The sequence below is a fragment of the Nocardioides sp. P5_E3 genome (assembly GCF_054049275.1).
On the sequence record NZ_JBFUMR010000007.1, the window covers coordinates 178458 to 204927 of the forward strand.

General features: G+C 71.9%; 22 protein-coding genes and 1 pseudogene. 12 read left to right on the forward strand and 11 right to left on the reverse strand.

Annotation, left to right across the window (positions count from 1 at the left end; all coding sequences use genetic code 11):
- Positions 1 to 29: 29 nt before the first annotated feature.
- A complete protein-coding gene (upp, locus tag ACXJKB_RS06430) occupies positions 30 to 671 on the forward strand; it encodes a uracil phosphoribosyltransferase (RefSeq protein ID WP_300054047.1) in 642 nt (213 codons plus the stop codon).
- Between the two features lie 56 nt (positions 672 to 727).
- On the opposite strand, the gene ACXJKB_RS06435 is transcribed toward upp, so the two are convergent.
- Positions 728 to 1639, reverse strand: a complete 912-nt coding sequence (locus tag ACXJKB_RS06435; RefSeq protein ID WP_457186523.1) for a hypothetical protein — start codon at positions 1637 to 1639, stop codon at positions 728 to 730.
- 227 nt (positions 1640 to 1866) lie between these two features.
- Here ACXJKB_RS06435 and ACXJKB_RS06440 point away from each other — a divergent pair, with 227 nt between their 5' ends.
- Both ACXJKB_RS06440 and pntB read left to right on the forward strand, forming a co-directional pair.
- Positions 1867 to 3396: a Re/Si-specific NAD(P)(+) transhydrogenase subunit alpha gene (locus tag ACXJKB_RS06440; RefSeq protein ID WP_457186525.1), complete on the forward strand. Its 1530-nt coding sequence runs from the start codon at positions 1867 to 1869 to the stop codon at positions 3394 to 3396.
- Positions 3347 to 4837, forward strand: a complete 1491-nt coding sequence (pntB, locus tag ACXJKB_RS06445; protein WP_457186527.1) for a Re/Si-specific NAD(P)(+) transhydrogenase subunit beta — start codon at positions 3347 to 3349, stop codon at positions 4835 to 4837. Before ACXJKB_RS06440 ends, pntB begins: the two co-directional genes overlap by 50 nt.
- A gap of 36 nt (positions 4838 to 4873) precedes the next feature.
- On the opposite strand, the gene ACXJKB_RS06450 is transcribed toward pntB, so the two are convergent.
- The 3 genes from ACXJKB_RS06450 to ACXJKB_RS06460 all read right to left on the reverse strand — a co-directional run bounded on the left by ACXJKB_RS06450 (position 4874) and on the right by ACXJKB_RS06460 (position 7467).
- Positions 4874 to 5602 (reverse strand): VIT1/CCC1 transporter family protein, encoded by a 729-nt coding sequence (locus ACXJKB_RS06450; protein WP_457186529.1) that lies wholly within the window; start codon positions 5600 to 5602, stop codon positions 4874 to 4876.
- A 154-nt stretch (positions 5603 to 5756) separates the two neighbouring features.
- Positions 5757 to 6308 carry an RNA 2',3'-cyclic phosphodiesterase gene (thpR, locus tag ACXJKB_RS06455; RefSeq protein ID WP_457186573.1) on the reverse strand — a complete coding sequence of 184 codons (552 nt, stop codon included), beginning with the start codon at positions 6306 to 6308 and terminating at the stop codon, positions 5757 to 5759.
- A 13-nt stretch (positions 6309 to 6321) separates the two neighbouring features.
- The gene (locus ACXJKB_RS06460) at positions 6322 to 7467 is read right to left on the reverse strand and encodes an acyl-CoA dehydrogenase family protein (protein ID WP_457186531.1); all 1146 of its coding nucleotides are present in this window, start codon (positions 7465 to 7467) and stop codon (positions 6322 to 6324) included.
- Between the two features lie 116 nt (positions 7468 to 7583).
- Between ACXJKB_RS06460 and ACXJKB_RS06465 the strand changes: the two genes are divergently transcribed.
- Together ACXJKB_RS06465 and ACXJKB_RS06470 are read left to right on the forward strand one after the other, a co-directional pair.
- Complete coding sequence (locus ACXJKB_RS06465) at positions 7584 to 9353, forward strand: sensor histidine kinase (RefSeq protein ID WP_457186533.1); 1770 nt, start codon at positions 7584 to 7586, stop codon at positions 9351 to 9353.
- A 116-nt stretch (positions 9354 to 9469) separates the two neighbouring features.
- The gene (locus tag ACXJKB_RS06470) at positions 9470 to 11272 is read left to right on the forward strand and encodes a GAF domain-containing sensor histidine kinase (RefSeq protein ID WP_457186535.1); all 1803 of its coding nucleotides are present in this window, start codon (positions 9470 to 9472) and stop codon (positions 11270 to 11272) included.
- A gap of 38 nt (positions 11273 to 11310) precedes the next feature.
- Here ACXJKB_RS06470 and ACXJKB_RS06475 read toward each other — a convergent pair whose 3' ends face one another.
- Positions 11311 to 11988 carry an NAD-dependent deacylase gene (locus tag ACXJKB_RS06475; protein WP_457186537.1) on the reverse strand — a complete coding sequence of 226 codons (678 nt, stop codon included), beginning with the start codon at positions 11986 to 11988 and terminating at the stop codon, positions 11311 to 11313.
- A gap of 90 nt (positions 11989 to 12078) precedes the next feature.
- Between ACXJKB_RS06475 and ACXJKB_RS06480 the strand changes: the two genes are divergently transcribed.
- Genes ACXJKB_RS06480 through ACXJKB_RS06490 form a run of 3 tightly spaced genes read left to right on the forward strand, consistent with a single transcriptional unit; the run spans position 12079 to position 15103 of the window.
- Positions 12079 to 12882: an N-formylglutamate amidohydrolase gene (locus tag ACXJKB_RS06480; protein ID WP_457186539.1), complete on the forward strand. Its 804-nt coding sequence runs from the start codon at positions 12079 to 12081 to the stop codon at positions 12880 to 12882.
- Positions 12879 to 14066 (forward strand): flavohemoglobin expression-modulating QEGLA motif protein, encoded by a 1188-nt coding sequence (locus ACXJKB_RS06485; RefSeq protein WP_457186541.1) that lies wholly within the window; start codon positions 12879 to 12881, stop codon positions 14064 to 14066. The genes ACXJKB_RS06480 and ACXJKB_RS06485 overlap by 4 nt, the downstream gene beginning before the upstream one ends.
- On the forward strand, positions 14063 to 15103 hold the full coding sequence (locus ACXJKB_RS06490; protein ID WP_300054090.1) for a glutathione synthetase: 1041 nt from the start codon (positions 14063 to 14065) through the stop codon (positions 15101 to 15103). Before ACXJKB_RS06485 ends, ACXJKB_RS06490 begins: the two co-directional genes overlap by 4 nt.
- A gap of 24 nt (positions 15104 to 15127) precedes the next feature.
- Here the strand turns inward: ACXJKB_RS06490 and ACXJKB_RS06495 are convergent, their stop codons facing one another.
- Positions 15128 to 15721, reverse strand: coding sequence for an ATP-binding protein (locus tag ACXJKB_RS06495; RefSeq protein WP_457186543.1), 594 nt, complete (start codon positions 15719 to 15721; stop codon positions 15128 to 15130).
- Between the two features lie 98 nt (positions 15722 to 15819).
- Here ACXJKB_RS06495 and ACXJKB_RS06500 point away from each other — a divergent pair, with 98 nt between their 5' ends.
- Positions 15820 to 16044, forward strand: coding sequence for a hypothetical protein (locus tag ACXJKB_RS06500; RefSeq protein ID WP_457186575.1), 225 nt, complete (start codon positions 15820 to 15822; stop codon positions 16042 to 16044).
- A 105-nt stretch (positions 16045 to 16149) separates the two neighbouring features.
- Positions 16150 to 16614, forward strand: coding sequence for a DUF5994 family protein (locus tag ACXJKB_RS06505; RefSeq protein ID WP_457186545.1), 465 nt, complete (start codon positions 16150 to 16152; stop codon positions 16612 to 16614).
- Positions 16615 to 16671: 57 nt separating this feature from the next.
- Here ACXJKB_RS06505 and ACXJKB_RS06510 read toward each other — a convergent pair whose 3' ends face one another.
- Entirely contained in the window at positions 16672 to 17616 is a 945-nt protein-coding gene (locus ACXJKB_RS06510) for a 1,4-dihydroxy-2-naphthoyl-CoA synthase (protein ID WP_457186547.1), read from the reverse strand.
- A gap of 61 nt (positions 17617 to 17677) precedes the next feature.
- On the opposite strand from ACXJKB_RS06510, the gene ACXJKB_RS06515 reads away from it, so the two are divergent.
- Positions 17678 to 18118 carry a nitroreductase family deazaflavin-dependent oxidoreductase gene (locus ACXJKB_RS06515; RefSeq protein WP_457186549.1) on the forward strand — a complete coding sequence of 147 codons (441 nt, stop codon included), beginning with the start codon at positions 17678 to 17680 and terminating at the stop codon, positions 18116 to 18118.
- Positions 18119 to 18190: 72 nt separating this feature from the next.
- On the forward strand, positions 18191 to 19507 hold the full coding sequence (locus ACXJKB_RS06520) for an MFS transporter (protein ID WP_457186551.1): 1317 nt from the start codon (positions 18191 to 18193) through the stop codon (positions 19505 to 19507).
- Between the two features lie 178 nt (positions 19508 to 19685).
- On the opposite strand, the gene ACXJKB_RS06525 is transcribed toward ACXJKB_RS06520, so the two are convergent.
- The 4 genes and pseudogenes from ACXJKB_RS06525 to ACXJKB_RS06540 form a co-directional block, all read right to left on the reverse strand.
- The gene (locus ACXJKB_RS06525) at positions 19686 to 20300 is read right to left on the reverse strand and encodes an ACT domain-containing protein (RefSeq protein WP_457186553.1); all 615 of its coding nucleotides are present in this window, start codon (positions 20298 to 20300) and stop codon (positions 19686 to 19688) included.
- A 9-nt stretch (positions 20301 to 20309) separates the two neighbouring features.
- On the reverse strand, positions 20310 to 22145 hold the full coding sequence (recD, locus tag ACXJKB_RS06530) for an exodeoxyribonuclease V subunit alpha (protein ID WP_457186555.1): 1836 nt from the start codon (positions 22143 to 22145) through the stop codon (positions 20310 to 20312).
- The gene (locus ACXJKB_RS06535) at positions 22142 to 25486 is read right to left on the reverse strand and encodes a UvrD-helicase domain-containing protein (protein WP_457186557.1); all 3345 of its coding nucleotides are present in this window, start codon (positions 25484 to 25486) and stop codon (positions 22142 to 22144) included. Before ACXJKB_RS06535 ends, recD begins: the two co-directional genes overlap by 4 nt.
- Position 25487: 1 nt before the next feature.
- A pseudogene (locus tag ACXJKB_RS06540) lies at positions 25488 to 26470 on the reverse strand (exodeoxyribonuclease V subunit gamma); the annotation flags it as partial.

Sequence of the window (26470 nt, forward strand, 5' to 3'; positions counted from 1 at the left end):
CGAGCTGCTTCCCCACTAGGGTGACCCCCATGCGCCTGCACGTGGTGAACCACCCGCTCGTCTCCCACAAGCTCACCGTCCTGCGCGACCAGGACACCGACTCGCCGACGTTCCGTCGGCTGACCGACGAGCTGGTGACCCTGCTGGCCTACGAGGCGACCCGCGAGGTACGCGTCGACCCGCGGCCGATCACCACGCCCGTCGGCCCGACGACCGGGGTCTACCTCGCCCAGCCCAAGCCGATGGTCGTCCCGATCCTGCGCGCCGGGCTCGGCATGCTCGACGGCATGATGCGGCTGCTGCCGACGGCCGAGGTCGGCTTCCTCGGCATGGTCCGCAACGAGGAGACCCTCGAGGCCTCGACCTACGCCGAACGCCTCCCCGAGGACCTCTCGGGCCGCCAGTGCTACGTGCTCGACCCGATGCTCGCGACCGGCGGCACGCTCGCCGCGGCCATCCGCTTCCTCACCGACCGGGGTGCCGACGACATCACCGCGATCTGCCTGCTGGTCGCGCCGGAGGGCGTCGAGAACCTCGAGAAGGCCCTCGACGGGCTCGAGGTGCCGGTCACCGTCGTGACCGCGGCGCTCGACGAGAAGCTCAACGACAAGGGCTACATCGTTCCCGGGCTCGGCGACGCCGGCGACCGGCTCTACGGCGTCGCGCACTGACGCTCGCGCGTTGAGTCGAGTGCGCTCGCGGTAGTAGTGGCCGCGGCGCTGCGCACTCAACCCACAGGGGGTACGCCGAGCGCCAGCAGGTCCTGCATCACCTCCCAGGGCTCGTGCCGGATCTCCCAGGCCGAGCACTGCACGACCGTCCGCGTGACGTTGGTGAGTTGTCGGTTGCGCCGGCGGTCGAGCGTCGCCTGCTGCGGGTCGTCGTGCACGCCACCGTCCACCTCGAGGACGAGCACGCGACCGTCAGCCAGTCGCCACTCGGCATCGGTGTAGCGCCGCCGTCCGCGGCTGTCGGTCCGTGAGCGCTGGGAGATGGGGGGCTGGACGCCGTAGGCGCGGCAGGCCTTGCGCAGGTCGACCTCTGCCATCGAGTGGGCACCGTCGCCGACGTCCGAGAGGAGGTCGCGCAAGTCCCGGGAGCGGCGCAGGGGGGCGAGCCGGTCGACCCATTCGACCAGGGCGTCGGCGGTCGTGAGCCGCTGCTGCACCGTCGCGGTGACGGCTCCCAGTGCCGTACGCAGGTGTGGCTCGTGGGCGGCGAACATCAGCACGGCGGGCTCGAGGCGGCACATGGGCAGCTCACCCGCGCCGACCAGCAACCTGAAGGGTCTCCTCGTCCGGAAGAACCGGTAGCCGGCGAGCGGTTCGAAGCTCATCGGGTTGCTGACGAGGATGGTGATCTCTTCCCGGTCCCATCGGCGGAGCCCGCGGACACCGGCGGCGTTCAACGCCCCGACCATCGCGCTCGACCCGGCGTGGAGCACCCCGAGCCACAGGGCCTGCTCGGGCGAGAGCGGTCCTGTCGTCGTGCTGACCACCTCCCCGGACCTGGTCGCCCAGCGCCCAACACGTACGTGGTTGCGGATCTCGCCGCGCGACACCCCGAGCTCGCGGAGCTGGCGGTGGCTCAGCAGGCCCGCCTGCACCTCGGCGAGCTGCCTCCACGGTCGATCCCCCATCGCGGCAGTCTGCGGTGGCGCGGCCCGTCGCCGCTCGGCTCATCCACAGCCCGGGGTCGAGTGCGCAGTGCTGCGGCGACTACAGCCGCGAGCGCACTCGACCCGCGGGTCGATGTGGTCCACGCCACATGAGACAACGGTGTGGGCCCGCCCTTTTCGGTACGTTGTGCCCGGCCACACCCCCGCAGGTCAGCCCCAGACATCGAGCGCCCTCCCAGGAGGCAGCAGTGCGCATCGGCATCCCCCGTGAGTCCAGGCCCGGCGAGACGCTGGTCGCCGCGACGGCGAAGACCGCCTCCCAGCTCGCCGCGCTCGGGTACGACGTCGTGGTGGAGCAGGGCGCGGGCGCGGCGGCCGACCAGCCCGACGTCGCCTTCACCGACGCCGGCGTGCGCGTCGTACCGGCCGACGAGGTGTGGTCGAGCGACGTCGTGGTCAAGGTCAATGCGCCGACGGACGACGAGATCGGCCGGCTGCGTCCGGGCGCGACGGTCATCAGCCTGATGGCGCCGGCGCGCAGCCCCGAGCTGGTCGAGCGGCTGAGCGCGGCCGGCGTGACGGCGCTGGCGATGGACGCCGTGCCGCGGATCTCCCGGGCCCAGTCGATGGACGTGCTGTCGTCGATGGCCAACGTCGCGGGCTACCGCGCGGTGATCGAGTCGGCCCACGAGTTCGGCCGCCTCTTCACCGGCCAGGTCACCGCCGCGGGCAAGGTGCCCCCGGCCCGCGTCTTCGTCGTCGGGGCCGGCGTCGCCGGGCTGGCCGCCATCGGTGCGGCCGGATCGCTGGGCGCGATCGTGCGCGCCTTCGACGTACGCCCCGAGGTCGCCGAGCAGGTCGAGTCGATGGGCGCGCAGTTCGTCACCGTCGACATGGAGCAGGAGGTCTCCGCCGACGGCTACGCCAAGGAGATGACCGCCGAGCAGGAGGCCGCCACCGCTGCGATGTACGACGAGGAGGCGCGCGCCGCCGACATCGTCATCACCACCGCGTTGATCCCCGGCCGGCCCGCCCCCCTGCTCGTCACCGCGGAGACGGTCGCGGCGATGCGCCCCGGCTCGGTCGTGGTCGACATGGCCGCGGCCAACGGCGGCAACGTCGCCGCCACGGTCAAGGACGAGCGCGTGGTCACCGCCAACGGCGTGACCGTGCTCGGCTACACCGACCTCGCCGGCCGGCTGGCCGCGCAGACCAGCCAGCTCTACGGCACCAACGTCGTCAACCTGCTCAAGCTGCTCACCCCGGAGAAGGACGGGCAGCTCACCTTCGACATGGACGACGTCGTCCAGCGGGGCATCACCGTGACGCGCGACGGCGCAATCATGTGGCCGCCGCCGCCCGTGCAGGTCTCCGCCGCACCGGCCGAGGCGACGCAGGTCCTGCCGGTCGAGAAGGCGCCCCCCACACCACCGGACCCGCGCCGCAGGCTGTACGCCGCCGGGCTGGGCGCCGTGGTCTTCCTCGCGCTCGCCACCCTCGCGCCGCCCAGCTTCCTGCCCAGCCTCACCGTCTTCGTGCTCGCCGTCGTCATCGGCTTCTACGTCATCGGCAACGTGCACCACGCGCTGCACACGCCCCTCATGAGCGTCACCAACGCGATCAGCGGGATCATCGTGGTCGGCGCGATCCTGCAGGCCCCGATCGACAACCTCGCGGTCCAGGTGATCGCAGGGGTGGCCATCCTGCTCGCCAGCATCAACGTCTTCGGTGGCTTCCTCGTCACCCGGCGGATGCTCAACATGTTCCAGAAGGGCTGAGCCAGTGGTCTCGTTCGTCACGGGCGCCTACATCCTCGCGGCGCTCCTGTTCATCCTCGCGCTCGCCGGCCTGAGCAAGCACGAGACGGCCCGCCGCGGCAACGCGTTCGGCATGGCCGGCATGGCACTGGCCGTGGTCGCGACGCTGCTGCTCGTCCTCGACTACCTCACCGACGACCTCATCGTCGACAAGACGCCGATCGTGATCGGGCTCGTCATCATCCTGGTCGCCGGCACGGTGGGCGCGGTGATCGGCATCCGGCTGGCTCGAGGCGTCGAGATGACCGGCATGCCCGAGCTGATCGCGATGATGCACAGCTTCGTCGGCCTCGCTGCCGTGCTGGTCGGCTACAACACGTTCATCGAGGTCGCCTCCGCCCACAGCAACGTGGGTCTGGAGTCCGACGCCGTGCACAACGCCGAGGTCTTCATCGGCGTCTTCATCGGCGCAGTGACCTTCACCGGCTCGATCGTGGCCAACCTCAAGCTGAGCGCGCGGATGGGGTCCGCGCCCATCGCGCTGCCCGGGCGCCACCTGCTCAACCTGGGCATCCTCGTGGTGTCGGCCGTGCTGATGGTGTGGTTCATGCTCACCGACGGCTGGGTTGGCATGGCGCCGCTGGCGGTCATGACCGTCCTMGCGCTGGTGCTCGGCTTCCACCTCGTCGCCGCGATCGGCGGTGGCGACATGCCCGTCGTCGTGTCGATGCTCAACAGCTACTCCGGCTGGGCTGCGGCCGCCGCGGGCTTCATGCTGGGCAACGACCTGCTGATCATCACCGGCGCGCTCGTCGGCTCGTCGGGTGCGATCCTCAGCTACATCATGTGCAAGGCGATGAACCGTTCGTTCGTGAGCGTCATCGCCGGCGGCTTCGGCTCCGACGGCGCCGTCTCCGGTGAGGCTCGCGACTACGGCGAGCACCGCGAGATCCAGGCCGACGACGTCGCCGACCTGCTCGCCCACGCGTCCTCGGTCGTGATCACCCCCGGCTACGGCATGGCCGTCGCGCAGGCGCAGTACCCCGTCGCGGAGATGACGAAGAAGCTGCGCGAGAAGGGTGTCGACGTCCGCTTCGGCATCCACCCCGTCGCGGGCCGCCTGCCCGGTCACATGAACGTGCTGCTCGCCGAGGCCAGGGTGCCGTACGACATCGTGCTGGAGATGGACGAGGTCAACGACGACTTCCCGGACACCGACGTCGTCCTCGTGATCGGGGCCAACGACACGGTCAACCCGGCCGCGCTCGAGGAGCCGGGCTCACCGATCGCCGGGATGCCCGTGCTGGAGGTCTGGAACGCCCGCGACGTCATCGTCTTCAAGCGGTCGATGGCCACCGGCTACGCCGGCGTGCAGAACCCGCTGTTCTTCAAGGACAACGCGCAGATGCTCTTCGGTGACGCGAAGGACAAGGTCAACGAGATCGTCGCTGCCCTCGGTTGATCGGCCCCGCCGGCGCCTCGACCAGCGGGGGAGCGGTCAGCCGAGGGTGGTGCCGGCGAGCGTGCCGATGAGGTAGGTGACCCCCATCGCGAGCAGGCCGCCCGACACGTTGCGCACGACGGCAGGCAGGCGGGGGCTGTAGCCGATGCGCGCGCTCACGAACCCGGTGAGCGCCAGCGCCGCGACGACGCTGAGGACCGTCACAAGCATCCGGACGCCGTCGGGGACGAACGCCACGATGAGGAGCGGCAGCAGTGCCCCGACCGTGAAGGCGAGCATGGACGCCCAGGCGGCGTGCCACGGGTTGGTCAGGTTGTCGGGGTCGATGCCGAACTCGATGTCGGCGTGAGCGCGCAGTGCGTCGTGCTCGGTCAGCTCGCGGGCGACCTTCTCCGCCGTCTCCGGGGACAGGCCCTTCTCGACGTACATCGCCGCGAGCTCGCGCTCCTCGGTCTGCGGCATCTGCCGCAGCTCGGCGGCTTCAAGGTTGAGGATCGACTTCTCGGAGTCGCGCTGGGTGCTGACCGAGACGTACTCGCCGGCTCCCATGCTCAGGGCGCCCGCGGTCAGGGCCGCGATGCCGGCGATCACGATCGCGCCGCTGTCGTCGGTGGCACCGGCCACGCCCATCACGACGCCGGCGGTGGAGACGATGCCGTCGTTGGCGCCGAGCACCGCGGCCCGCAGCCAGTTGAGCCGCGTGCCGACGTTGTCACCCAGCTCCTCGTGGAAGTGCCGGGGATCCTCGTCGGTTCCGATCTCCATGCTCATGCACGTACTCGCTTCGCTCCGTGCGCGCATGAGGCACCCGGGGCACTGTGTCGGATGGCTCGCTCGCTTCGCTCACTCACGTCCCGATCGTCGCTCTCAGTGGTGCCCCGCGCAACGAAGGTGAGGCTTGGCTGCCCGGCGTACGACGTCAGCCGAGCGCGTACGTCCCGACGACCTCGTGGCGCGGTCGGCGGCGGGCGCCCTCGCCGAGGTACGACGCCACGAGCGCGACCTCGTCGACCTGCCAGCGGGGACCCTCGTAGGCGTCGAGCAGCCGGACCCACGACGTGACGTTGGCCGACCGACCGAGCCTGCCGAGGGTCAGGTGCGGGTGGAACCGCTGTCCGTCGATGCGGGCTCCCGCGCGGGACATCGCGGCCCGGCACGACGCGGCGAACCCGTCGAGGTCCGCCTCGTCGTCGACCTCGAGGCCGGACCACAGGACCCGCGCCGCGTCGGGGTGCGGGAAGGCGCCGCCGCCGGTGATGCGCATCCCGAACGACGCCCGCCGCCCCGCCGCCTGGGCCAGCAGCTCGTCGAGCCCGTCGAGCGCCCGCTCCGGCACCGACTCGGCGAAGGCCAGCGTGACGTGCCACTGCTCCGCGGCGGACCAGCGGAACGACGCGGCCTCGCGTCGCGCCGACAGGAACGTCTCGAGGTCCTCCACGACCTCCTCGGGCGGCACGACCGCCACGAACATCCGCGTCACGTGCCTAGAGTCCCAGGTCGCGGCCGATCAGCATCTTCATGATCTCGTTGGAGCCCGCCCAGATCTTGGTCACGCGGGCGTCGCGCCAGGCGCGGGCCACGCGGTACTCGTTCATGTAGCCGTAGCCACCGTGGACCTGCACGCAGTGGTCGAGCACGTCGTTCTGCACCTGCGAGGTCCACCACTTGGCCTTGGCGGCGTCGACGGGCGTCAGCTCCTTCTTGGTGTGCGCGACGACGCACTGGTCGACGAACGCCTGGGTCACGTCGACGCGGGTGACGAGGTCGGCGAGCAGGAACTGGGTGTTCTGGAACGAGCCGATGGGCTGGCCGAACGCCTGCCGGTCCTTGGCGTACTGGACCGTCTCCTCGAGGATCTGCTTGGCGTGGGCGAGGTTGGTGATCGCCGAGCCGAGGCGCTCCTGCGGGAGGAACTGCATCATCGAGATGAAGCCGGTGTCCAGCGGGCCGACGAGGTCGTCGTTGCTGACGCGCACGTCTTCGAACGACAGCTCGGCGGTGTCGGAGTCGTCCTGGCCGACCTTGTCGAGCACGCGGCCGACGCTGAAGCCGTCCAGCGTGGTGTCGACGGCGAACAGCGAGATGCCCTTGGCCTTCTTCTCCGGGCTGGTGCGGGCCGCGACGAGCACCATGTCGGCCGAGCCGCCGTTGGTGATGAAGGTCTTGGAGCCGTTGATCACCCAGTCGTCGCCGTCGCGGACGGCGGTGGTCCGGAGGTTGGCGAGGTCGGAGCCGCCGCCGGGCTCGGTCATGCCGATGGCCGTGACGAGCTCGCCGGTCGCGGCGCGCGGCAGCCAGCGGGCCCGCTGCTCGTCGTTGGTGAGGTGGACGAGGTAGGGGACCGTGATGTCGGCGTGGATGCCGACGCAGCTCGGGAGGGTCATGTTGACCTTGGCGAGCTCCTCGGTGAGGACGGCGTTGAACCGGTAGTCGCCGGCCTCGGAGCCGCCGTGCTCCTCCGGGATCTCGAGGCCGAGGAAGCCCTGCTTGCCGGCGGCGAGCCAGAAGTCGCGGTCGAGCCCGTGGTTGGCGGCGTACGTCTCGAGGTGGGGGGTGACCTCGCGGTCCAGGAACTGCTTGACCGAGGCGCGGAAGGCCTCGTGGTCCTCGTCGTAGATCTCACGCTTCATGCCGCTATGTTACCCGCGAGTCACCTAGCCGTGCCCATCACCCGGAAGCAGGTCCGCACGGACCGGATTCGGCGTAGCCTCGCGGTCGTCGGGCTCGGGACGCGGGGGGAGCGGTGATGGACGACGACGGGCTGTGGGTACGCCCGCGGGCACGCGCGTGGGGCAACGAGGCCCAGCGCGCGGTCCTGCACGCCATCGCCGAGGACCTCGCGAAGCGCACCCACCACAAGGTGGTGGCGATCGAGGCGCTGCGCTCCGACGGCTACCTGGAGTTCGTGGCGATCGCCGGCGACGACGCCGCCCGCGACAAGATGCTCGGCCAGGCCTCGCCCCTCGCCCTCGACCACATCCGCAAGCTGGGCGTGGAGCTGGCCGGCTGGAGGCACATCCCGAGCGAGCGGCTCGACGACGAGACCCGCGCCTGGCTCGACGAGTACGGCCACCGGCCCGATGTGCCGGCCTCCGGCCTCCCCAACGGCTGGGACCCCGACGACCAGATGGTGCGCCTGCTGGAGAACGAGGACGGCGAGCTGCGCGGGCTGCTCTACCTCGACGAACCGTTGTCCGGGCTGCGTCCCACGCCGGAGGGCGCGGCGGCGATCAACGCCGAGGCCGGGGTGCTGTTCGAGGCGGTGATCAGCATCGTCGAGCGCGAGCTCTACGGCGAGCAGGTGCGGATGGTCACCCAGGCGCGGCGCGCCATCGAGAGCGTACGACCGGGGCTGGGCGTGGAGGACCTGTCGAGGGAGCTGTCTCGCGCCATGGTCGAGGCGATGGACGTCGCGACCGTCGACGTGATCGCGGCGGGGTCGGAGGTCCCCGGCATCGAGGAGGAACGGCGCCACGTGACGGAGCTGATGCGCGGGCAGTGGGCCCGGCGCGGGCACGTCGTCGTCGAGCGGCAGCAGACGTGGAGCATGAAGGAGGAGTCCATCGAGACCCCGCCGTCGCTCACGCGCCTGCTCGACACGTACGGCCTCGGGTCGGGGCTGCTGGTGCCCATCGGCGCCGGCGAGGAGTACCTCGGCACGCTCTCGATGGGCCGGACGGTCGACGCACCGCGCTGGAACGCCTCCGAGATCAACGCCGCCACGACCGTCGCCTCCGACCTGGGCCGGCTGCTGCTGGAGGCGCGGCTGATGGAGCGCCAGCGCGCGCTCAACGTCGAGCTCCGCGACGTCAACGACTACCGCCGCGACATGGTCCTGACCCTCGCCCACGAGCTGCGCAACCCCGTCAGCGTGCTGTTCTCCCACCTCGAGCTGCTGGGCCTCGAGACGCACTCCGAGGAGTCGAGCCACTCGCTCGAGGCGCTCGACCGGGCGGCGCGGCGCATCGAGGACATGGTGGCTGACCTGATGACCCTGGCCTCGGTCAGCGATCCCGACCGGGGCGCACCGATGGGCGAGGTCGACCTCTCCGACCTGGTGCGGGAGACGAGCGACTTCCTCGCACCCATGGGGGCGAGGGCCGGCGTGGAGATGCAGACCGTCGTGGCCGACGACCTCGTGGTGACCGGCGAGTCGGCGGGGCTGCAGCGGATGGTCTCCAACCTGCTGTCCAACGGGGTGAAGTACACCCCCGAGGGAGGGCGGGTCGCGATGGACGTCGCGCGCCGGACGGCGGACGGGGGCGACGGCGTCCTGATCACCTGCACCGACACCGGCATCGGCATCTCCGCCGCCGAGGTCGACAAGGTGTTCACCCCCTTCTTCCGCTCGAGCAGCCCCGAGGCGCGCAAGCGCCCGGGCACCGGCCTCGGGCTTGCGATCATCGAGCGTGTCGTGACCGGCCACGACGGGACGGTCGAGGTCGCGTCGGTGCTCGGTGAGGGGACGACGTTCACCGTGTGGTTGCCGGTCGGCGGCCCCCGCGCGGCGCACTGACGCGGCGCCGACCCGGCCCAGCTCGTCCACAGCGCAGGCCACAACCTGCGCAAAACGGTCCGGTGCCCACGATGGCCCGCCTACGATCCACGTGGCGGGTGGGAGGGCGAGACGCCATGGAACAGGTGCGGACAGGGGAGCGCAGGACGCGCGACCTCAGCTGGGGCGACGCGCGTGCGCGCGCGCTCATGCACGCCCTGGCCGGCGAAGCCGCCACCCGCACGGGGTTCCGCGTGTGCGCGATCGAGGTGGTGCGGCCCAAGGGTCTGCTCGAGTTCGTCGCGATCCACGGCGATCCGGTCAGCGCCGAGGATCGCCTCGGCACGGCGTCGCGCCTGTCGGACATGCAGCTCGTCTTCGCCCAGGGCGAGGAGCACGGCCACTTCCTCTGGATCCCCTTCGAGAACCTCTCCGAGGAGATCCGCGAACGCATCGACGGCGTCATCGTCGTCCCCGACATCACGGCCGCCGGCGAGCAGGGCGACTGGCACCCCATGGACATGCTCGTCGCCCCGATCGACGACGAGCGCGGCGACCTGCGCGCGCTGCTCTACCTCGACGTCCCGAGCGACCTCTCGCGGCCCGACGACGCGCGGCTCCTCGACATCAGCCACGAGCTCGCCACGACCCTGCGCTCGATCCTCACGGTGGTCGAGCGCGAGGAGTACGCCGACCACATGCGGGTCATCCGGGCCACCCGCCGGCTCGCGCGGTCCAACCCCGCCCGCCACGACGTCAACCACCTCCTGCGGGAGGCCCGCTCGACCCTGCTCGCGGCGCTGTACGTCGACGAGCTGGAGATCCGGGTCTTCATCGACCAGGACACCGGCACCCCCGACAGCCTGGGCCTCAAGATGGCGCCCGAGGTGCGGCGAGCCCTCGACGAGGCCGCGGCGCGTGCGTGGACCCACCAGCGGGTGCTCATCATCGAGCCCGGGCACGTCTGGGGCGACCCCGAGCTCGCGTCGTACGCCGACTGGTTCACGACCGCGCTCGACAAGGCCGGCTTCGAGGCCGTCGTCGTCGCTCCCGTCGGCGTGGACGACAAGGTGCTCGGCATGCTGATGTGCGCGCGGCGCACGGGGTCGCGCCGCTGGACCGACGGCGAGGGCGTCGCCGCGCTGGAGCTCGGCCACGACCTCGGTCGCGCCATCGCCAACGCGCAGGCCACTCAGCGCGAACGCCACCTGCTCGAGGAGCTGCGCGAGCTGGAGGTGGCGCGGCACTGGTTCCTCCGCGAGCTGACCCACGAGATCAACAACCCCATGACGGTCATCGCCGCGAACGCCGAGTTCCTGGCCTCGAGCGAGACCATCGACGAGCGTGACCAGCGGCGTGCCCAGGCCATCGTGCGGGCCAGCGAGCGGCTGGGCGACCTGCTCCAGGGGCTGTCGATGCTGTCGCAGGTGAGCGACCCGCAGCACCCGCCCGCCATGCAGCAGGTCGACCTCGTCCCGGTCGTCGAGGAGACGCTCGCGGCGATGACCGCCGTCGCCGAGCGCTCCGGCATCACGCTCCACCTCGTCGGGGACCTCGACGGCGCTGTCGTCCTGGGCGACCCGCGCGAGATCGCCAGCGCCGTGTCCAACCTCGTCGACAACGCGGTGAAGTACTCCGACGCCGGCCACGAGGTGTGGATAGGCGTCGAGCGCCGGCCCGACGGCGGGCTGTCCTTCGTCTGCAACGACGAGGGGCTGGGCATCTCCGAGGCCGACCAGGCCAACCTCTTCGCACCGCTGTTCCGCTCGACCAACGAGGCGGCGCTGATGCGGCCCGGCACGGGCCTCGGCCTCGGCATCGTGCGAGAGATCATGCAGCGCCACGGCGGCAGCATCGAGGTCGAGTCGACGCTCGGTCGCGGCACCCGCGTCCGGCTGAACTTCCGGCCGCTCGTGCCTCGGGCCGGCTCAGGGTCCTGACGGCGTCAGGGGCGCAGGACGTCCTTGGGGGCGGGTAGTCAGCAGAGCAGCTCGTCGACCCAGGCGGGCACGAGGCGGCTGGCCGGACCCTGACGGGACTCGGCGAAGTCGGTGGCGCCGGCGCTGGGCTCGAGGTTGAGCTCGAGGGTGGCTCCGCGAGCCCAGTGGACGAACGCCGCTGCCGGGTAGACGACGCCCGACGTGCCGATCGAGACGAAGAGGTCGCACTCCTCCAGCGCCTGCTCGACGAGGTCCATGCCGTAGGGGATCTCGCCGAACCACACGATGTCGGGACGCAGGTCGGCCACGCCGCACGCGGGACAGGCGGGTCCGTCCGCCAGCGCGTCGTACCACTCGTGGCGCTCGCCGCAGCGCGTGCACCAGGCCGACTGCAGCCGCCCGTGGATGTGGTGCACCCGTCGGGAGCCGGCCCGCTCGTGGAGGTCGTCGACGTTCTGGGTCACGACGAGAAGGTCGTCGCCGAGGGCGTCCTCGAGGCGTACGAGCGCGTGGTGCGCCGCGTTGGGCTCGACCTGCGACAGCGCCGCCCGCCGGGCGTCGTAGAACCGCTGGACGAGCCCGGGGTCGTCGGCGTACGCCTCCGGGGTGGCGACCTGCATCGGGTCGTGGCCCTCCCAGAGTCCGCCCGAGTCGCGGAACGTGGTGAGCCCGCTCTCGGCGGAGATCCCGGCACCGGTCAGGACGACGATCCGCATGCCCCAGTCCTACCCCAGTCCGGCCAGCCGTCCACCCGAAGGGGTGCGCGTCGGTGGAGGTGGCGTGCCCACTCGGGTAGACAGGCGGCCATGACTGACGTGGGAGGGACGTCGGACGCTGTTGCGTTCGTCGGTGAATGGGATGGTCCGGTCGTGGCGACCTCGGTGCACGCAGGGCATGAGCTGCGGCCCGAGATCGCCGAGGCGATGGTGCTCGACGAGGCCGAGCGCTTCCGTGAGGAGGACCCGTTCACCGACCGGCTCGCCGCGGTCGTCCCCGACCACGTGGTGACCAGGCGCTCCCGCTTCGAGGCCGACCTCAACCGGCCCCGTCGCGAGGCGATCTACCGCAAGCCCGACGACTGCTGGGGGCTCGACGTGTGGCGCGACGGCGAGCTCTCCGACGAGCTCTACGAGGGCAGCCTGGCGACGTACGACGCCTTCTTCGACGCCCTCGCCCCGCGGCTCGACGCCCTGGCCGAGCGCGGCCCGTTCGTGCTGCTCGACGTGCACTCCTACAACCACCGGCGCGACGGCGCCGACGAGCCGCCGGCCCCCGCCTCGGAGAACCCGGAGGTCAACGTCGGCACGGGCAGCCTCGACACCGACCTGTTCGGCCCGCTCGTGGAGCGCTTCACGGGGGACCTCCGCGACGCCTCGCTGGGCTGCGGCCCGCTCGACGCACGGGAGAACGTCGTCTTCGAGGGCCGCGGACTCGCCTGGTGGGTGCACGACCGCTACCCGCGGGTGGGCTGCGTGCTGGCACTGGAGTTCAAGAAGACCTTCATGGACGAGTGGACCGGCGAGCTGCACGCCGACCGGTTCCGCTGTGCCCAGGAAGGCCTCGCCGCCGCACTGCCCGGCCTGCACATCGAGCTCGAGAAGCTGCGGTGACCGACGGCGGCCCAGCGGAGCCGGGCACGGAGCTCAGCGCCACCGACCTGGCCGTGGACCACCGTCTGTCCCTGCTCGCGCAGAGCTTCCGCTTCCTGCTCGACATCACGCCGGTCGACGCCGACGACCTGCGCGACGACTTCCTGGAGGGTCGCGAGCCCGACCCGCCGTTCACCTACCGCGAGCTCGAGACCGATCCCGCCGTCGTACGCGCCGAGCTGGACGACATCGACCTCACGACGGTCGAGGACCCCGTCCTCGGCCAGCTGCTGCGCGCCAAGCACCGCGAGATGGAGCTCCAGCTCGACATGCTGGAGGCGCGCGACACCGAGGACTTCCTGCCGCTGAGCGTCGAGCTCTACGGCGGGGTGTCGCCCGCGCTGCGCAAGCAGGCCGAGGCGCTGCTGTCCGGGATCACCCGCACCGAGCCGACCGACGAGCCGCTCGACGCCGAGGCGTTCCTCGAGCTGGCCGAGGCCGAGATCGCGCGCTACCGCGAGGAGGACCCCGACCTCGACATGCACGCCGAGATCCGCTCCGACGTCAACGGCGTCATGGTCTCGGGCGACGTGCTGCTGATCGGCCCGGAGACCAAGGTCCAGCAGGCGCGCGCCCAGGCGCTGCTCCACCACGAGGTGGGCACCCACCTCGTCACCCAGGCCAACGGCAGCCACCAGCCCATCAAGGTCCTCGGCGTCGGGCTCGCGGGCTACGACGAGACGCAGGAGGGCCTCGCCGTCCTCGCCGAGATCGCCTGCGGCGGGCTGACCGCCTTCCGCCTCCGCCAGCTCGCCAGCCGGGTCGTCACCGTGCACCGCCTCGTCGCCGGGGCGACGTTCGCCGAGGCCCACGAGGCGCTGGTCGCCGACGACTTCCCGAGCGGCAGCGCGTGGACCACCGTGATGCGGGTCTACCGGTCCGGTGGGATGACCAAGGACGCGATCTACCTGCGCGGGCTGGTCGAGCTGCTCGAGCACCTCGGCGCGGGCGGCTCGCTCGACCAGCTCTGGCTCGGCAAGTTCTCGCTGCGCGACCTGCCGCTCATCGGCGACCTCGAGTCCCGAGGCCTGCTGCGGGCGCCCCGCGTCCTGCCCCGATACCTGCACGACCCGTCCGCGCACGACAACCTCGCCCGCGCGGCCGGCACCGAAGACCTCAGCACCCTTCTGGAGGGACACGCATGAAGATCGGATTCGTCGTCAACGACATCGAGACGGAGAAGGCGGAGTACACCACCAACCGCCTCGCCCTGGCTGCCAAGGAGATGGGGCACGAGGCCTGGTACATGGGCATCGGTGACTTCGCCTACGAGCCCGACGGCTCGCTGAGCACCAAGGCCCGCGCCGGCCACGCGAAGTCCTACCGCTCCCTCGAGCGGCACATGGCGGACGTCCAGAAGCCCGACGTCGAACAGCTCATCGGCCTGGACGAGTTCGACGTGGTGATGCTGCGCAACGACCCCGCGGACGACGCCGAGACCGACCCGTGGCGCAACAACGCCGGCGTCGCCTTCGGCCAGCTGATCGCCTCCAGCGGCGTGCTCGTGGTCAACGACCCGACCAGCCTCGCCAACGCGCTGTCGAAGGCCTACTTCCAGCACTTCCCCGAGATCGTCCGCCCCCGCACGCTCATCTCCCGCGACGAGGCCATGATCGAGGAGTTCATCACGGACCTCGGCGGCAAGGCGGTCCTCAAGCCGCTCCAGGGATCGGGTGGCGCGGGCGTCTTCCTGGTCGACCGCAAGGAGGCGCCCAACCTCAAGCAGATCATCGAGGCCATCTCGCGCGACGGCTACGTCGTTGCCCAGGAGTACCTTCCCGAGGCGGCGAAGGGTGACGTCCGGATGTTCGTGATGAACGGCCAGCCGCTGGTCGTCGACGGCGAGTACGCCGCCTTCAGGCGTACGCCGTCCACGAAGGACATCCGCTCCAACATGTCCGCCGGGGGCAAGGCCGAGAAGGTCAAGGTCACCGACGACATGCTGCGGATGGTCGAGGTCGTCCGCCCCAAGCTGGTGGCCGACGGGATGTTCCTCGTCGGCCTCGACATCGTCGGCGACAAGCTGATGGAGATCAACGTCTTCAGCCCCGGCGGCCTCGGCAGCGCCCACAGCCTCTACGAGGTCAACTTCGCGCCGGCGATCATCGCCGAGCTCGAGCGCAAGGTGAACATCCGCAGGCACTACCCGGAGATCGACAACCACACCCTCGCCACCAGCTGAGCCCGAGGGGCACCGCGACGTGGGTCACGACATCGCAGGGTGCGCCTCGAAGGTGGCCCACACCGTCTTCGAGCGGACCTGGGTGATGACCCCCCAGTCGCGACTGAGTACGTTCACGATGACCAGTCCGCGGCCACCGACCTGCAGCGACTGGTGAGGGGCACTGTCCGCGATCCAGGCCGCGTCGTCACTGACGGTCACGCGGATCGTGTCGCCCTCTCGTGACAGCGTCACGACGAAGGGGGTCTGCCCGTGGACCAGTGCGTTGGTCGCGAGCTCGCTGACCACGAGACGAACCGGATCGACGAGGTACGTCAGCCGGTGGTCGACAAGATGACGGCTGACGAACGCCCGAGCCCCGGCCGCACTGATCGGCGTGGCTTCGAGGGTGGTGCCGTGTGACCAGTTCCCTTCCGTGCCAGGCATGCACGCTCCCGGGTGAGACGACGTCGGTTGTCCCGAGACAGGGCATCGTCTGGGATTGTCGCCGATGCCACGCTCGACGCTACGCCTGCCCGATCGCGAGGGGAAGCAGCCCGCCCGTGGTCCCAGCTCGACATCCGGCGGCTTCCCGCCGGAGTACGGTTGGTGGTGACTGACCGGCGAGGTGACCTCCATCCGGAGGCGTGCGCCGGTCGAGAGGCGGACGTCATGGTGGCGTCGAACGGTCCCGTCCCCGTCCGGCGTCAGGCCGGCACCGCGATCGGCCCGTGACCATGGCCGACATCGTGCTCCGTGTCCGGCTCGTGGGTGGTGGCAGCATGGACGTCACCTACGACGATCCCGGGGCCGGGAGCGAGGACGAGGTGATCGCCCACGTCGTCACCACGCTGGCGGACGATGCGGGCGTCCTCCGCTGCAGCCACGGCGATCGGCTGGTGGTGTTGTACGCGCGAGGTGTCTGCGCGGTGGAGGTGGCGCCACGAGGGGCCGTGCTGTGAGCGATGGCGGGCCGAGCGCGACGGTTCGCCGGGATACAGTGCCCGCCGAGGACCAACGCGACCGAGGCCGGCCCGGCATCGATCGCTGGTCGAGAGGCGGACGCCATGACCGCGCCGCAGATCGTCTCCACTCCCGAGAGCCGTCGCCCGTTGCGCCTGAAGCTGGGTAGCGCTCCCGGCCAGGACCGGCTGGACGGCGCGTGGTGGCCCTACAGTCGCGACCTCGAGTCCGAGATGTCAGACCTCGTCCAGCAGTTCCCGCCCGCCCACGGGCGTATCAGCCGGGCGGTGTACTCGCTCCGCGACTGGGACACAGCGCCTCGCGAGCTCGTGGCCGGGCAGCGAGTGATCACGGTCGATGCGTTCCCGAGCGACGACACCCACGTGCTGATCGTCCAGCTCGGCGACGGTAGACGGCTGACCCTGCTCGTGGTGCCGCCGGACTTCACGCCGGGCCAGGGCGAGGAAGCACTGCTGGCCGGCAGCACAGCGGGAAACCGACACACAGCAGGCGAGCTCCTCCACGAGGTCACCGATCAGCACGACGCCGACCCCGCCGACCGCTGGTAGGCGGCCGAGGACGGTGCCCAGGCCCTACCAGGCCTCTGGCCCGAGCAGACGCGCAGCTCAGTAGTACCAGGGGTACGGCGACCAGTCGGGCTCGCGCTTCTCGAGGAACTGGTCGCGTCCCTCCTGCGCCTCGTCGGTCATGTAGGCCAGCCGGGTGGTCTCGCCGGCGAAGAGCTGCTGGCCGACGAGCCCGTCGTCGAGCAGGTTGAAGGAGTACTTGAGCATCCGCTGGGCAGTGGGGGACTTGCCGTTGATCCTGCGGCCCCAGTCGAGGGCGACCTTCTCGAGCTCGGCGTGCTGGACGACGCGGTTGACCGCACCCATTCGGTGCATCTCCTCGGCGTCGTACTCGTCGGCGAGGAAGAAGATCTCGCGCGCGAACTTCTGCCCGACCTGCCGGGCGAGGTAGGCCGAGCCATAGCCGCCGTCGAAGGAGCCGACGTCGGCGTCCGTCTGCTTGAAGCGGGCGTGCTCGCGGCTCGCGAGCGTCAGGTCGGCGACGACGTGGAGGCTGTGCCCGCCGCCGGCCGCCCAGCCGGGGACGACGCAGATGACGACCTTCGGCATGAAGCGGATGACCCGCTGGCACTCGAGGATGTGCAGGCGGGCGAGCTTCGCCTTGTCGATCGGGCTCGGCTCCTCGGCACCGGTGTCGCCGGCGCCCGCGGACACGTCCTCGTACTGGTAGCCGGTGCGGCCGCGGATCCGCTGGTCGCCGCCGGAGCAGAAGGACCACTTGCCGTTCTTCGGGCTCGGGCCGTTGCCGGTGAGGATCACGCAGCCCACGTCGGCCGACATGCGCGCGTGCTCGAGCGTGCTGAGCAGCTCGTCGACGGTGTGCGGGCGGAACGCGTTGAGCACGTCGGGTCGGTCGAAGGCGATCCGGACCGTGCCGTGCTCCCGGGCGCGGTGGTAGGTCAGGTCGGTGAGGTCCTCGAAGCCGGGCACGACGTCCCACGCCTCGGGGTCGAAGATCTCGCTGACGCCCTCGATCGCACTCATGCACCGCACCGTATCCAGCGGCGACTGGAAGAACGCCACGGGCCGTGGTGTTGTGGCAGGCATGGCACTGACTGGAACCTATGTCCCGAGCAAGGCCGAGTGGGTACGCAAGCAGGTGGAGCAGTACGAGGCCAGCGGCGGCGAGAAGGCCAACACGCTGCCCGGCACGAAGTACCCGATCGTCGTGGTCACGTCCGTCGGCGCGAAGTCGGGCAACCTCCGCAAGAACCCGGTGATGCGCGTCGAGCGCGACGGCGCCTACCTCGCGGTCGCCTCCAAGGGCGGCGCGCCGGAGAACCCGGAGTGGTACTACAACTTCGTCGCCCATCCCGAGGTCGAGCTGCAGGACGGCGCCGAGCCGCACCTCTACAAGGCCCGGATCCTGGACGGCGACGAGCGCGCCGACTGGTGGGAGCACGCCGTCGCGACGTGGCCGACGTACGCCTCCTACCAGGAGAAGACCGACCGGGAGATCCCGCTCTTCCTCCTCGAACGCGCCTGACTCTGCGCGGTCGCGGGCCTGCCGGTCCGGACCGTGCTGTCGCACAGGCCCGGTTGGCCCCACAATGACGCCGTGACGACCACGCTGCCGGGCCGTTCGGCCTTCGACGAGCCCGTCGACAACCCGCCGGCGCGCTGGGTCGGCGCGCTGGTGCTGCTCAACCTCGGCGTGATGGCCGGGTGGTTCGGGCCGATCCAGGTGCTGCTCGCGCAGCAGGCCGAGCGGGTCGCAGCCGCCGAGCCCGGCGGCATGAGCAAGGAGGCGGTGCTCGCGGTCGTGCTGTTCAGCGGTGCTGCGGTCTCGATGTTCGCCAACCCGGTGTGGGGCGCCTTCAGCGACCGGACGCGCTCGCGCCTGGGCCGCCGGGTGCCGTGGGTGCTCGGCGGGGTGGTCCTCGGCGCCGCGTCGCTGCTGCTGCTGTCCGTCGCCGACAGCGCCGCGTCGATGGTCATCGCCTGGAGCCTCGTGCAGCTCGCGCTCAACGCTGCGTGGGCCGGCGGGGTCGCGGCCGTGCCCGACCAGGTTCCCGTCGAGCGCCGTGGCCTGATCGGCGGCCTCGTCGCCATCGCCGGCACGGTCGGCGTGCTGGTCGGCATCAAGATCGCGGAGGTCACCGGCTCGATCGCCCAGGGCTACCTTGTGACCGCCATCGTGATGCTGGTGCTCTCGGTGCCCTACCTCGTCGGCTCCCGCGACCTCGCCCTGCCGGCCGACCACCCGCTCGACCCGATGGACTGGAAGCGGCTGGTCCGCTCGTTCTGGGTCTCGCCGCGCGAGCACCCCGACTTCGCGTGGGCGTGGCTGACGCGCCTGCTGGTGAACCTCGGCAACTGGATCGCGCTCAACTACCTCTACTACTTCCTCACCGACGGCCTCGGGTTCGGCGACGACGACGCCACCGCCAAGCTCGGCACGCTCGTGCTGATCTACGGCGTGTGCACGGTCGCCACCACCGTCGTCGTCGGTCACTGGAGCGACCGCGTCGGGCGGCGCAAGATCTTCGTCATCTGGTCCGGGGTGCTCATCGGGGCAAGCTCGCTCGTCCTCGGCCTGTGGCAGGACTGGTCCGGTGCGCTGGTGGCGGCCGTCGTGCTGGGCGCCGGGTTCGGCGTCTATCAGGCCGTCGACTTCGCGCTCATCACCCAGGTGCTCCCCGGTGCCGGCGACCGGGCCAAGGACCTCGGCATCATCAACATCGCCTCCGCGCTGCCGCAGGTGCTCGCCCCGGCCATCGCCGGCCTCATCCTGGTCGCCGTACGCGAGCTCGGCGGCTCCGTCGCCACCCACGGCGAGGGCTGGTCGCTCGGCTACGGCGTGGTCTACCTCGTCGGCTTCGTCCTCTGCGTCCTCGGCTCGGTCTTCGTGACCCGCATCCGGTCGGTCGCCTGACGCCGTTCACGCTGGTCGAGCGGTGCCCCAGCCACATCCGTGACGGGCGGATTGTGGCTCCGCCACCGCCCGCCGGCGTGTCGCACGGGACGCGCGGCTGGGCGGTGCCCCAGCCACGTTCCGCGCGGGCGGAACGTGGCTCACGCACCGCTCGGCGGGCCAGCCGGGGTCGGGCCCGTCAGTGGCTGATGGTCATCGCGAGCCCGACGAGGTGCTCGAGTCGGGCGAGCTCGGAGTCGAGGAACTCCGGACCGCCGCGGCGGCCCAGGAGGACGAGGTCGTCACCGAAGGGTGCGGCGCACTCGACGTAGACCTCGTCGCCGGGCAGGCGGGTCGGCACGGGCACGCGTTCGCGGTCGATGTCGTACGCCGACGGGGCGGCGTCGGTGGCGTGGACGACCGTGGCGCCGACACCGTCGGTGCCCGGGGTGACGCGAGCGGCCCAGTCGACCCGGAAGGCGATGGGCAGCAGGTCGATCAGGCGGTCGCGCGCGGAGGCGGGGTCCTCGGTGAGGGCCTCGACGACCTCGAGGTCGAGGAAGAGGTTGCCGCCGGCGGCGTAGCGGTTGATCCAGAGCACGCTGACGCCGTCGAGCGTGCCGCAGGCCGAGACCACGGAGTCAGGCATGGTGCCGGGCGACATCTCGAGGAGCACGTCGTCGACGGCGAAGCCGTCGCGCTTCTCGACGATCTCGATCGCGTCGATGTCGCCCCCGGCCTCACCGATCGCGCTCGCGACGCGACCCAGCGACCCGGGGACGTCCGGGAGCTCGACTCGCATCAGGTAGGGCATGCGAGGAGGCTATCGGGGATCTGTGTCGTCGGCGTTTCGCTCGCGCGTCGGTGGCACGGTGTCGGCGTCCGGCCGCGGGGCCGCCGCGAGGCGTACGGCGAGCCCGCTCGCGCGCTGCGCACGACGACCGATGGCCGCCCGGATCGCCGCCTCCGACCCCACGACCCGCACCTGGGAGCGCGCACGGGTGACGGCGGTGTAGAAGAGCTCGCGCGACAGCAGCCGGGAGTCCTCGTCGGGCAGCAGCACGGTGACGACGTCGGCCTGCGAGCCCTGCGACTTGTGGATGGTCATCGCGTGCATGGTCTCGACGTCGCCGAGCCGTGAGGGCGCGAGGTCGCGGGGGCCGTCGCTGGCGGCGATCACCGCGCGTGGGCCGGCCGGCGTCAGCACGATCACCCCGCTGTCGCCGTTGTAGACGCCGAGCTGGTGGTCGTTGGCGGTCACCAGCAGTGGCCGGCCGACGTAGGCGCGCTCGAACAACGGGTCGCCCGTCTCCGCGGTGAGCCAGTGCTCGATGCGCCGGTTCCAGTGGCGTACGCCGTAGGGGCCGTCGCGGTGCGCGCACAGGAGCCGGTGGCGGTCGAGCGCCGCGAGGGCGCCGGTGACGTCGCCCCGCTCGGCCGCGTCACGGACGCCGAGGGCTGCGTCGAGCGCGGTGCTGCGGATGCGCGACGACGGATCTCCCTCGTCGACCCACTCCACCTCGTCGTGACCCGCGGCCAGGACGTGGAGCGCCTCGTCGGCGTCGCCGGTGCGCAACGCCTCGGCGAGGGCGCGGATCTCCGGTCCGAAGCGGTGCGTGGACTGCAGCGCCGCGACCGGCGAGTCGGCGCGGCCCTGGAACCCGCGGACCACGTCGCTCAGCACGGCGCCGGCCTCGACCGACGACAGCTGGTGGGGGTCACCCACCAGCACGAGCCGCGCGTCGGGGCGCACCGCCTCGAGCAGGCGCGCCATCTGGGTCAGCGACACCATCGACGACTCGTCCACGACGACCACGTCGTGGGGGAGCCGGTTGCCCCGGTGGTGGCGGAAGCGGGTGGAGTTGCCCGGGTCGGGTCGAAGCAGCCGGTGCAGCGTCGAGGCGGTCACCCCGGCGAGGCGGACGCGGTCGGCCTCCTCGAAGGCCTCGGCCTCCTGGTGCACCGCCTGCTGCAGGCGGGCGGCGGCCTTGCCGGTCGGGGCGGCCAGCGCGATGCGAAGCCCGCCCGGGTGCTGGTCGAGCAGCCCGACGAGCAGCGAGGCGACCGCGGTCGTCTTGCCGGTGCCCGGGCCACCGGTGAGCACCGTCGTCCACTGGCCGGCCGCGGCGAGGCAGGCCGCGACCTGCTCGTCGTACGACGGCTCCGGCAGACCGCGCGCCGCCGCGGCCGCCTTCATGGCCACCACGACGCGGTCCAGCGAGGCCCGCATCAGCGCAGGGTCGTGGTCGGGCGCGGTGGCCGCCCGCGACAGCAGGTCGTCGACGACCTGGGACTCCTGCTCGTGGTAGCGGTCGAGGTAGAGCAGGTCGTTGTCCCAGCGAACCAGGCCCGCCGTCACCAGGGGGCTGGACGCGACGGCGTGCGACCAGTCGTCGGCCGCGGGCCAGGGCAGGTCGGGCGGGTCCGCGACGGTCGCGAGGTCGACGCAGACCGACCCGCCGCGCACCGCGCGCACGGCGAGGGCGACCGCGAGCAGCACCCGCTCGTCGCTCTCGCGGCCCAGCCGGCCGAGCGCGCTCGCGACGTGGACGTCGGCACTCGTCAGGACTCCCGCGGCGTTGAAGGCGCCGAGCAGCCCGGTGGCGCCCAGCGCGAGGCGGGCGTCGGTGGCGTCGATCGGCTCGAACAGATCGGTCATGGAGCGACTCCGTCAAGCAAGTCGGAGAGGGCGGTGACGAGCGCGACCGGCGGCTCCCACGAGAACACCCCGCACGGGCGGCCGTGGACGAGGGGCGTCGCGGGCCCGCACATGCCGCGCAGGTAGAGGTAGAGCACGCCGCCGAGGTGCAGGTGAGGGTCGTAGCCGGGCAGCCGCCAACGCAGGTAGCGGTGGAGCACGACGGTGTACAGCAGTGCCTGGAGCGGGTAGTCGGAGTGGCCCATCGCCTCGTCGAGGACGGCAGGTCGGTAGTCCCACGCCGTCGCCGGGGCGGCGCGGTCGCCGAGCCAGTTGGTCTTGTAGTCGATGGTCAGGTAGCGGGTGCGGCCCTCGACCGGGACCCGGACCACGACGTCGATCGAGCCGGTGAGGTAGCCGAGCAGCCGCTGTCCGGCGAGGTCGGGGTCGCCCTCGAGGGTGGCGGCGAACGCCAGGAGCGGGTCGCCGTCGGGCAGGTGCGCGCGGAGCAGGGGGGCGAGGTCGCCCAGCACGACCGAGGCCGCGTCACGCGCGGCCGCCAGGTCGCCACCTGCCAGGGGCACCTCGAAGTCGAGCTCGCGCAGCCGGTCGGGGAGGAGGATCTCGCGCAGGGTCAGGCCGCCCGCCAGCGGACCCAGCGGGGAGTCGCAGACCGCCACGAGCGCGTCGGCCAGCTCCTCGGCGTCGACCTCGACCGCCCACCAGGCGCGGTGCTCCTCGACCTGCGCGAGCAGCTCGGCGCGGAGGTCGGGCGCAGCCGGGTCGGTGTGCTCGAGGACCTCGTGGACGAGGGAGCCGAACTCGGCGCCCACCGGCAGGTCGGCCATCGGTGACGGCACCGCCGCCAGCTCGAGGTCGGGCTCGGGCGAGGTCGCGTCGTCGAGCGGCTCGAGGTCGGTGTCGTCGAGGTCGGGTGCGTCGTCGGGCTCGGACAGCACCCGGTCGGGCGCGCCGGCATGGGGCGCGCCGGCGGCGGAGAGGGCGGAGTAGGAGGTGCGGCGCCAGTCGGTGTCGACGTCGCGGTCGAAGGTCCGCACCGCCAGGGTCGGCAGGTCGCGCTGGATGGGTGTCGTGTCGACCGGCACGAGCGCGGCCACCTCGGGCTGCGGCCCGCCGGCCGACTTCCAGCGGCCGAGGATGTCGACGAGCTCGTCGTCACCGACGACCGGCTGCTCGTCGTTGACGCGGGCATGCCCCGGGGCACGCCCGAACAGCATGCGGTGGAGCGGCGCGGAGGCGGTGTTGTTGGCGGTCGGGCAGTACCACGCGACGACCTGCGACTGCGCCCTGGTGAGGGCGACGTAGAGCAGCCGGAGCGACTCGCCGGCGTCCTCGTGGCGGCTCGCGGCGACAGAGGCGTCGCGCCACCGGCTCGGTCCTCCCACGTCGCGGCAGCGCTCGCCGTCGGTGTCGTGGAAGAGGGGGACGTCCTCGTCGCGCACCCACCGGTCCCACAGGGTCGGGAGGTAGACGACGGGGTACTCCAGGCCCTTGCTGCCGTGGATCGTCACCAGCTGGACCGCGGCCGCGTCGGAGTCGAGCCGGCGGGTCCGCTCGGAGGCGACCTCGATCTTGTCGTCGGCCACCTGCGTCCGCAGCCAGCCGAGCAGGCCGACCACTCCGAGGCGATCGCTGACGGCCACCTTGTGCAGGGCCTCGCCGACGTGGCGGAGGTCGGTGAGCGTGCGCTCGCCGCCGACCCGGCCCAGCACCCGGGCGATCAGCCCGTCGAGCACGGCGCTCTCCAGCACGGCTGCGACCCCGCGGGCCGCGAACACGTCGGCGAGGCGGCGTACGTGCTCGCTCAGCTCGTCGGTCGGGTCGGGCTCGGCCTGGAGGTCCTCCGCGGTGCGCCCGAAGAAGTCGGTCAGCGCGGCCGCGCGCACCCGGTCGGCGCGGTGGGGCTGCTCGAGCGCCTCGAGCAGGGTGAGCCACTGGGTGGCCGCGGCGGTCTTGAAGACCGACCCGCCGGCGTTGAGCACGGCAGGTACGCCGACCGCGGCCAGGGCGTCCTGCGCGGCGAGCAGGTCGGCCCGGCGGGCGGCGAGCACCGCGACGTCCTTGGGCTCGATCGGTCGCGCGTCGTCGCCCGACCCGACGGTCGCGCCGCTCGTCAGCAGGCGCTTGACGTCGGCGGCGAGGTCGGTGAGGACGTGCTGGCGCCAGTCGCCGATGCGCGGCCGTTTGCGCCCGAGCTCCTCGTGGCGCACCACCCGCAACCGGAACGGAGGTCCGGCTCCCTCGAGCCGGGACGCGGCGTGGTGGGCGCTCACCGGGTGGACGGCGATGCGCTCGTCGCCGAGGGCGGCACCCTCGACGAGCACCTGGAGGGAGTCGAGCAGCGGCTGGTCGGCGCGCCAGTTGACGCCGAGCGTCTGCCGGGTCGTCGCCTGCTCCGCCGCGTCGAGGTAGGTGACGATGTCGCCGCCGCGGAAGGCGTAGATCGCCTGCTTGGGGTCGCCGATCAGGACCAGCGTGGCGACGCCGTGGAAGGCGCGCTCGAAGACCTGCCACTGCACGGGGTCGGTGTCCTGGAACTCGTCGATCAGCGCGACCTTCCACCGCTGGCGCATCCGGACGCGGGCCGGGGCGTCGTCGTCGGCGAGCGCGTCGGCGAGCTGACCGAGGAGGTCGTCGTAGGAGAGGACGCCGAGGCGCCGCTTGCGCCGGTCGATCTCGTCCAGCACGCCGCACGCGAAGCGCACCCGTGCGGCGGCCTGGCCGTCGGGGTCCTGGGTGAGCGCCTCCTGCGGGGCCACCCGCGCACGGGGGTCGCCGACGACCGCGCGAGCGATGGCGAGGGCGTCCTCGCGGCTCCACGCGGCCTGCTGCTCGCGGGCGAAGAGGCCCAGGTAGCGGTCGTCGGTGACCTCGGTGGTCAGCTGCTCGAGGTCCTCCACGAGGACGGCGCCGGTGTCGGTGTCCCCGGCGACGCCGAGGCTGCGCAGCACGAGCTGGCAGAACTGGTGGATGGTCGCGATCGTGGCGGCGTCGAACGACGTCAGCGCGTCGGTGAGCCGCGCGAGCCGGACGACCCGCTCCTCGTCGTCGGCGTCGAGCAGCCAGTCGTGCAGGCGGTTGGCGGGGTCGGCGGTCGCGGGGTCGGCCAGCACGGCCGCGGCGTCGTCGAGCTGGCGGCGTACGCGGTCACGCAGCTCCTGGCTGGCCGCGCGCGTGAAGGTGACGACGAGCATCTCCTCCAGGGTGGCGACGCCCTCGACGAGGTAGCGCGTCACCAGCGCGGCGATCGTCCAGGTCTTGCCGGTGCCGGCGCTCGCCTCGAGCAACGTCGTGCCGGTGGGCAGCGGACCGCAGATGTCGAAGGTCTGCATCTCGTCCATGTCAGATCCCCCGCACCAGCTCGGTGGCGAGCAACGGCGACCAGACGCGCAGGGCGTAGTGGCCGAGGCGGTGCGGCGCCGGACCGTCGTCCGCCTCGTCGGCCAGCAGCGGCGCGGCGAGCAGGTCGTAGGGGGCCTGCTCCCCCCAGGCGCGGACGTGCCACTGGTCGCCGTCCTCCTTGGGGAACCCGGTCTCGTTGAACCGCGGGGTCACCCACTCGGCGCTGGCCTTGAGGTCGGGGTCGGCCTGGCCCTGCGCGCCGATCTTGAACTCCTCCGCGAAGGCCAGGCTGGTCTTGATCGGCAGGGGCAGCGGCTCGCGGTGTCCGCGCTCCATGATGGCGACCAGGTCGCGCAGGTGGGTGCGGGCGTCGACGTCGGGCATCGGCGGGACGAGCGCGCGCCGGCCGGACCGGCCCCAGCGACCGATGGTGTGGGCGGTCCAGTTCTCGTCGGGGTGGCCGGCGGCGAGCGCGAGCGCGTCGAGCCACGCGGCCAGCCGGTGCTTGGCCCCGAGGCTGGAGTAGCTCACCGAGACGAGGTTGTTGCCGAAGACGTTGCCGACGGTGCCGGTCAGGCGGCGGTCACCGAGGTCGATGTCGACGTCGAGGGTGCGCGCGGGCCCGGTGCGCAGGGGGACCGCGGCCTCCACGAGCGGGCGCACCCGCTGCACGATCTCGGTGAGCATGGCCGAGCCGAGGTCCTCGGGGGGCAGCAGCCCGCGCAGCTGCTCGGCCAGCATCGCGGACTGCGGGTCGCCGCCGCTGAGCACGTCGCGCACCAACCGGTCGCCGACGTCCCACTTCTCCAGCCCGTCGAGGGTGATCGGGATGGCGTCCTTGGTCTCGTCGACGTCGTAGGGCGTGGTGACGCGCAGCTGCTGGCGCAGGAAGCTGCGCACGGGGTGGGCGAAGAAGTCGTGGAGGTCGGCGAGGGTCACCTCCCGCGCGGGCTCGGGTGGGGGCAGGGGCGCGGGCACCAGCG

Coding starts and splice junctions, on each gene's coding strand:
- upp (WP_300054047.1), top strand. CDS start 30: ATGCGCCTGCACGTGGTGAACCACCCGCTCGTCTCCCACAAGCTCACC.
- ACXJKB_RS06435 (WP_457186523.1), bottom strand. CDS start 1,639: ATGGGGGATCGACCGTGGAGGCAGCTCGCCGAGGTGCAGGCGGGCCTG.
- ACXJKB_RS06450 (WP_457186529.1), bottom strand. CDS start 5,602: ATGGAGATCGGAACCGACGAGGATCCCCGGCACTTCCACGAGGAGCTG.
- thpR (WP_457186573.1), bottom strand. CDS start 6,308: ATGTTCGTGGCGGTCGTGCCGCCCGAGGAGGTCGTGGAGGACCTCGAG.
- ACXJKB_RS06460 (WP_457186531.1), bottom strand. CDS start 7,467: ATGAAGCGTGAGATCTACGACGAGGACCACGAGGCCTTCCGCGCCTCG.
- ACXJKB_RS06465 (WP_457186533.1), top strand. CDS start 7,584: ATGGACGACGACGGGCTGTGGGTACGCCCGCGGGCACGCGCGTGGGGC.
- ACXJKB_RS06470 (WP_457186535.1), top strand. CDS start 9,470: ATGGAACAGGTGCGGACAGGGGAGCGCAGGACGCGCGACCTCAGCTGG.
- ACXJKB_RS06475 (WP_457186537.1), bottom strand. CDS start 11,988: ATGCGGATCGTCGTCCTGACCGGTGCCGGGATCTCCGCCGAGAGCGGG.
- ACXJKB_RS06480 (WP_457186539.1), top strand. CDS start 12,079: ATGACTGACGTGGGAGGGACGTCGGACGCTGTTGCGTTCGTCGGTGAA.
- ACXJKB_RS06490 (WP_300054090.1), top strand. CDS start 14,063: ATGAAGATCGGATTCGTCGTCAACGACATCGAGACGGAGAAGGCGGAG.
- ACXJKB_RS06495 (WP_457186543.1), bottom strand. CDS start 15,721: ATGGAGGTCACCTCGCCGGTCAGTCACCACCAACCGTACTCCGGCGGG.
- ACXJKB_RS06500 (WP_457186575.1), top strand. CDS start 15,820: ATGGCCGACATCGTGCTCCGTGTCCGGCTCGTGGGTGGTGGCAGCATG.
- ACXJKB_RS06505 (WP_457186545.1), top strand. CDS start 16,150: ATGACCGCGCCGCAGATCGTCTCCACTCCCGAGAGCCGTCGCCCGTTG.
- ACXJKB_RS06510 (WP_457186547.1), bottom strand. CDS start 17,616: ATGAGTGCGATCGAGGGCGTCAGCGAGATCTTCGACCCCGAGGCGTGG.
- ACXJKB_RS06515 (WP_457186549.1), top strand. CDS start 17,678: ATGGCACTGACTGGAACCTATGTCCCGAGCAAGGCCGAGTGGGTACGC.
- ACXJKB_RS06525 (WP_457186553.1), bottom strand. CDS start 20,300: ATGCCCTACCTGATGCGAGTCGAGCTCCCGGACGTCCCCGGGTCGCTG.
- recD (WP_457186555.1), bottom strand. CDS start 22,145: ATGACCGATCTGTTCGAGCCGATCGACGCCACCGACGCCCGCCTCGCG.
- ACXJKB_RS06535 (WP_457186557.1), bottom strand. CDS start 25,486: ATGGACGAGATGCAGACCTTCGACATCTGCGGTCCGCTGCCCACCGGC.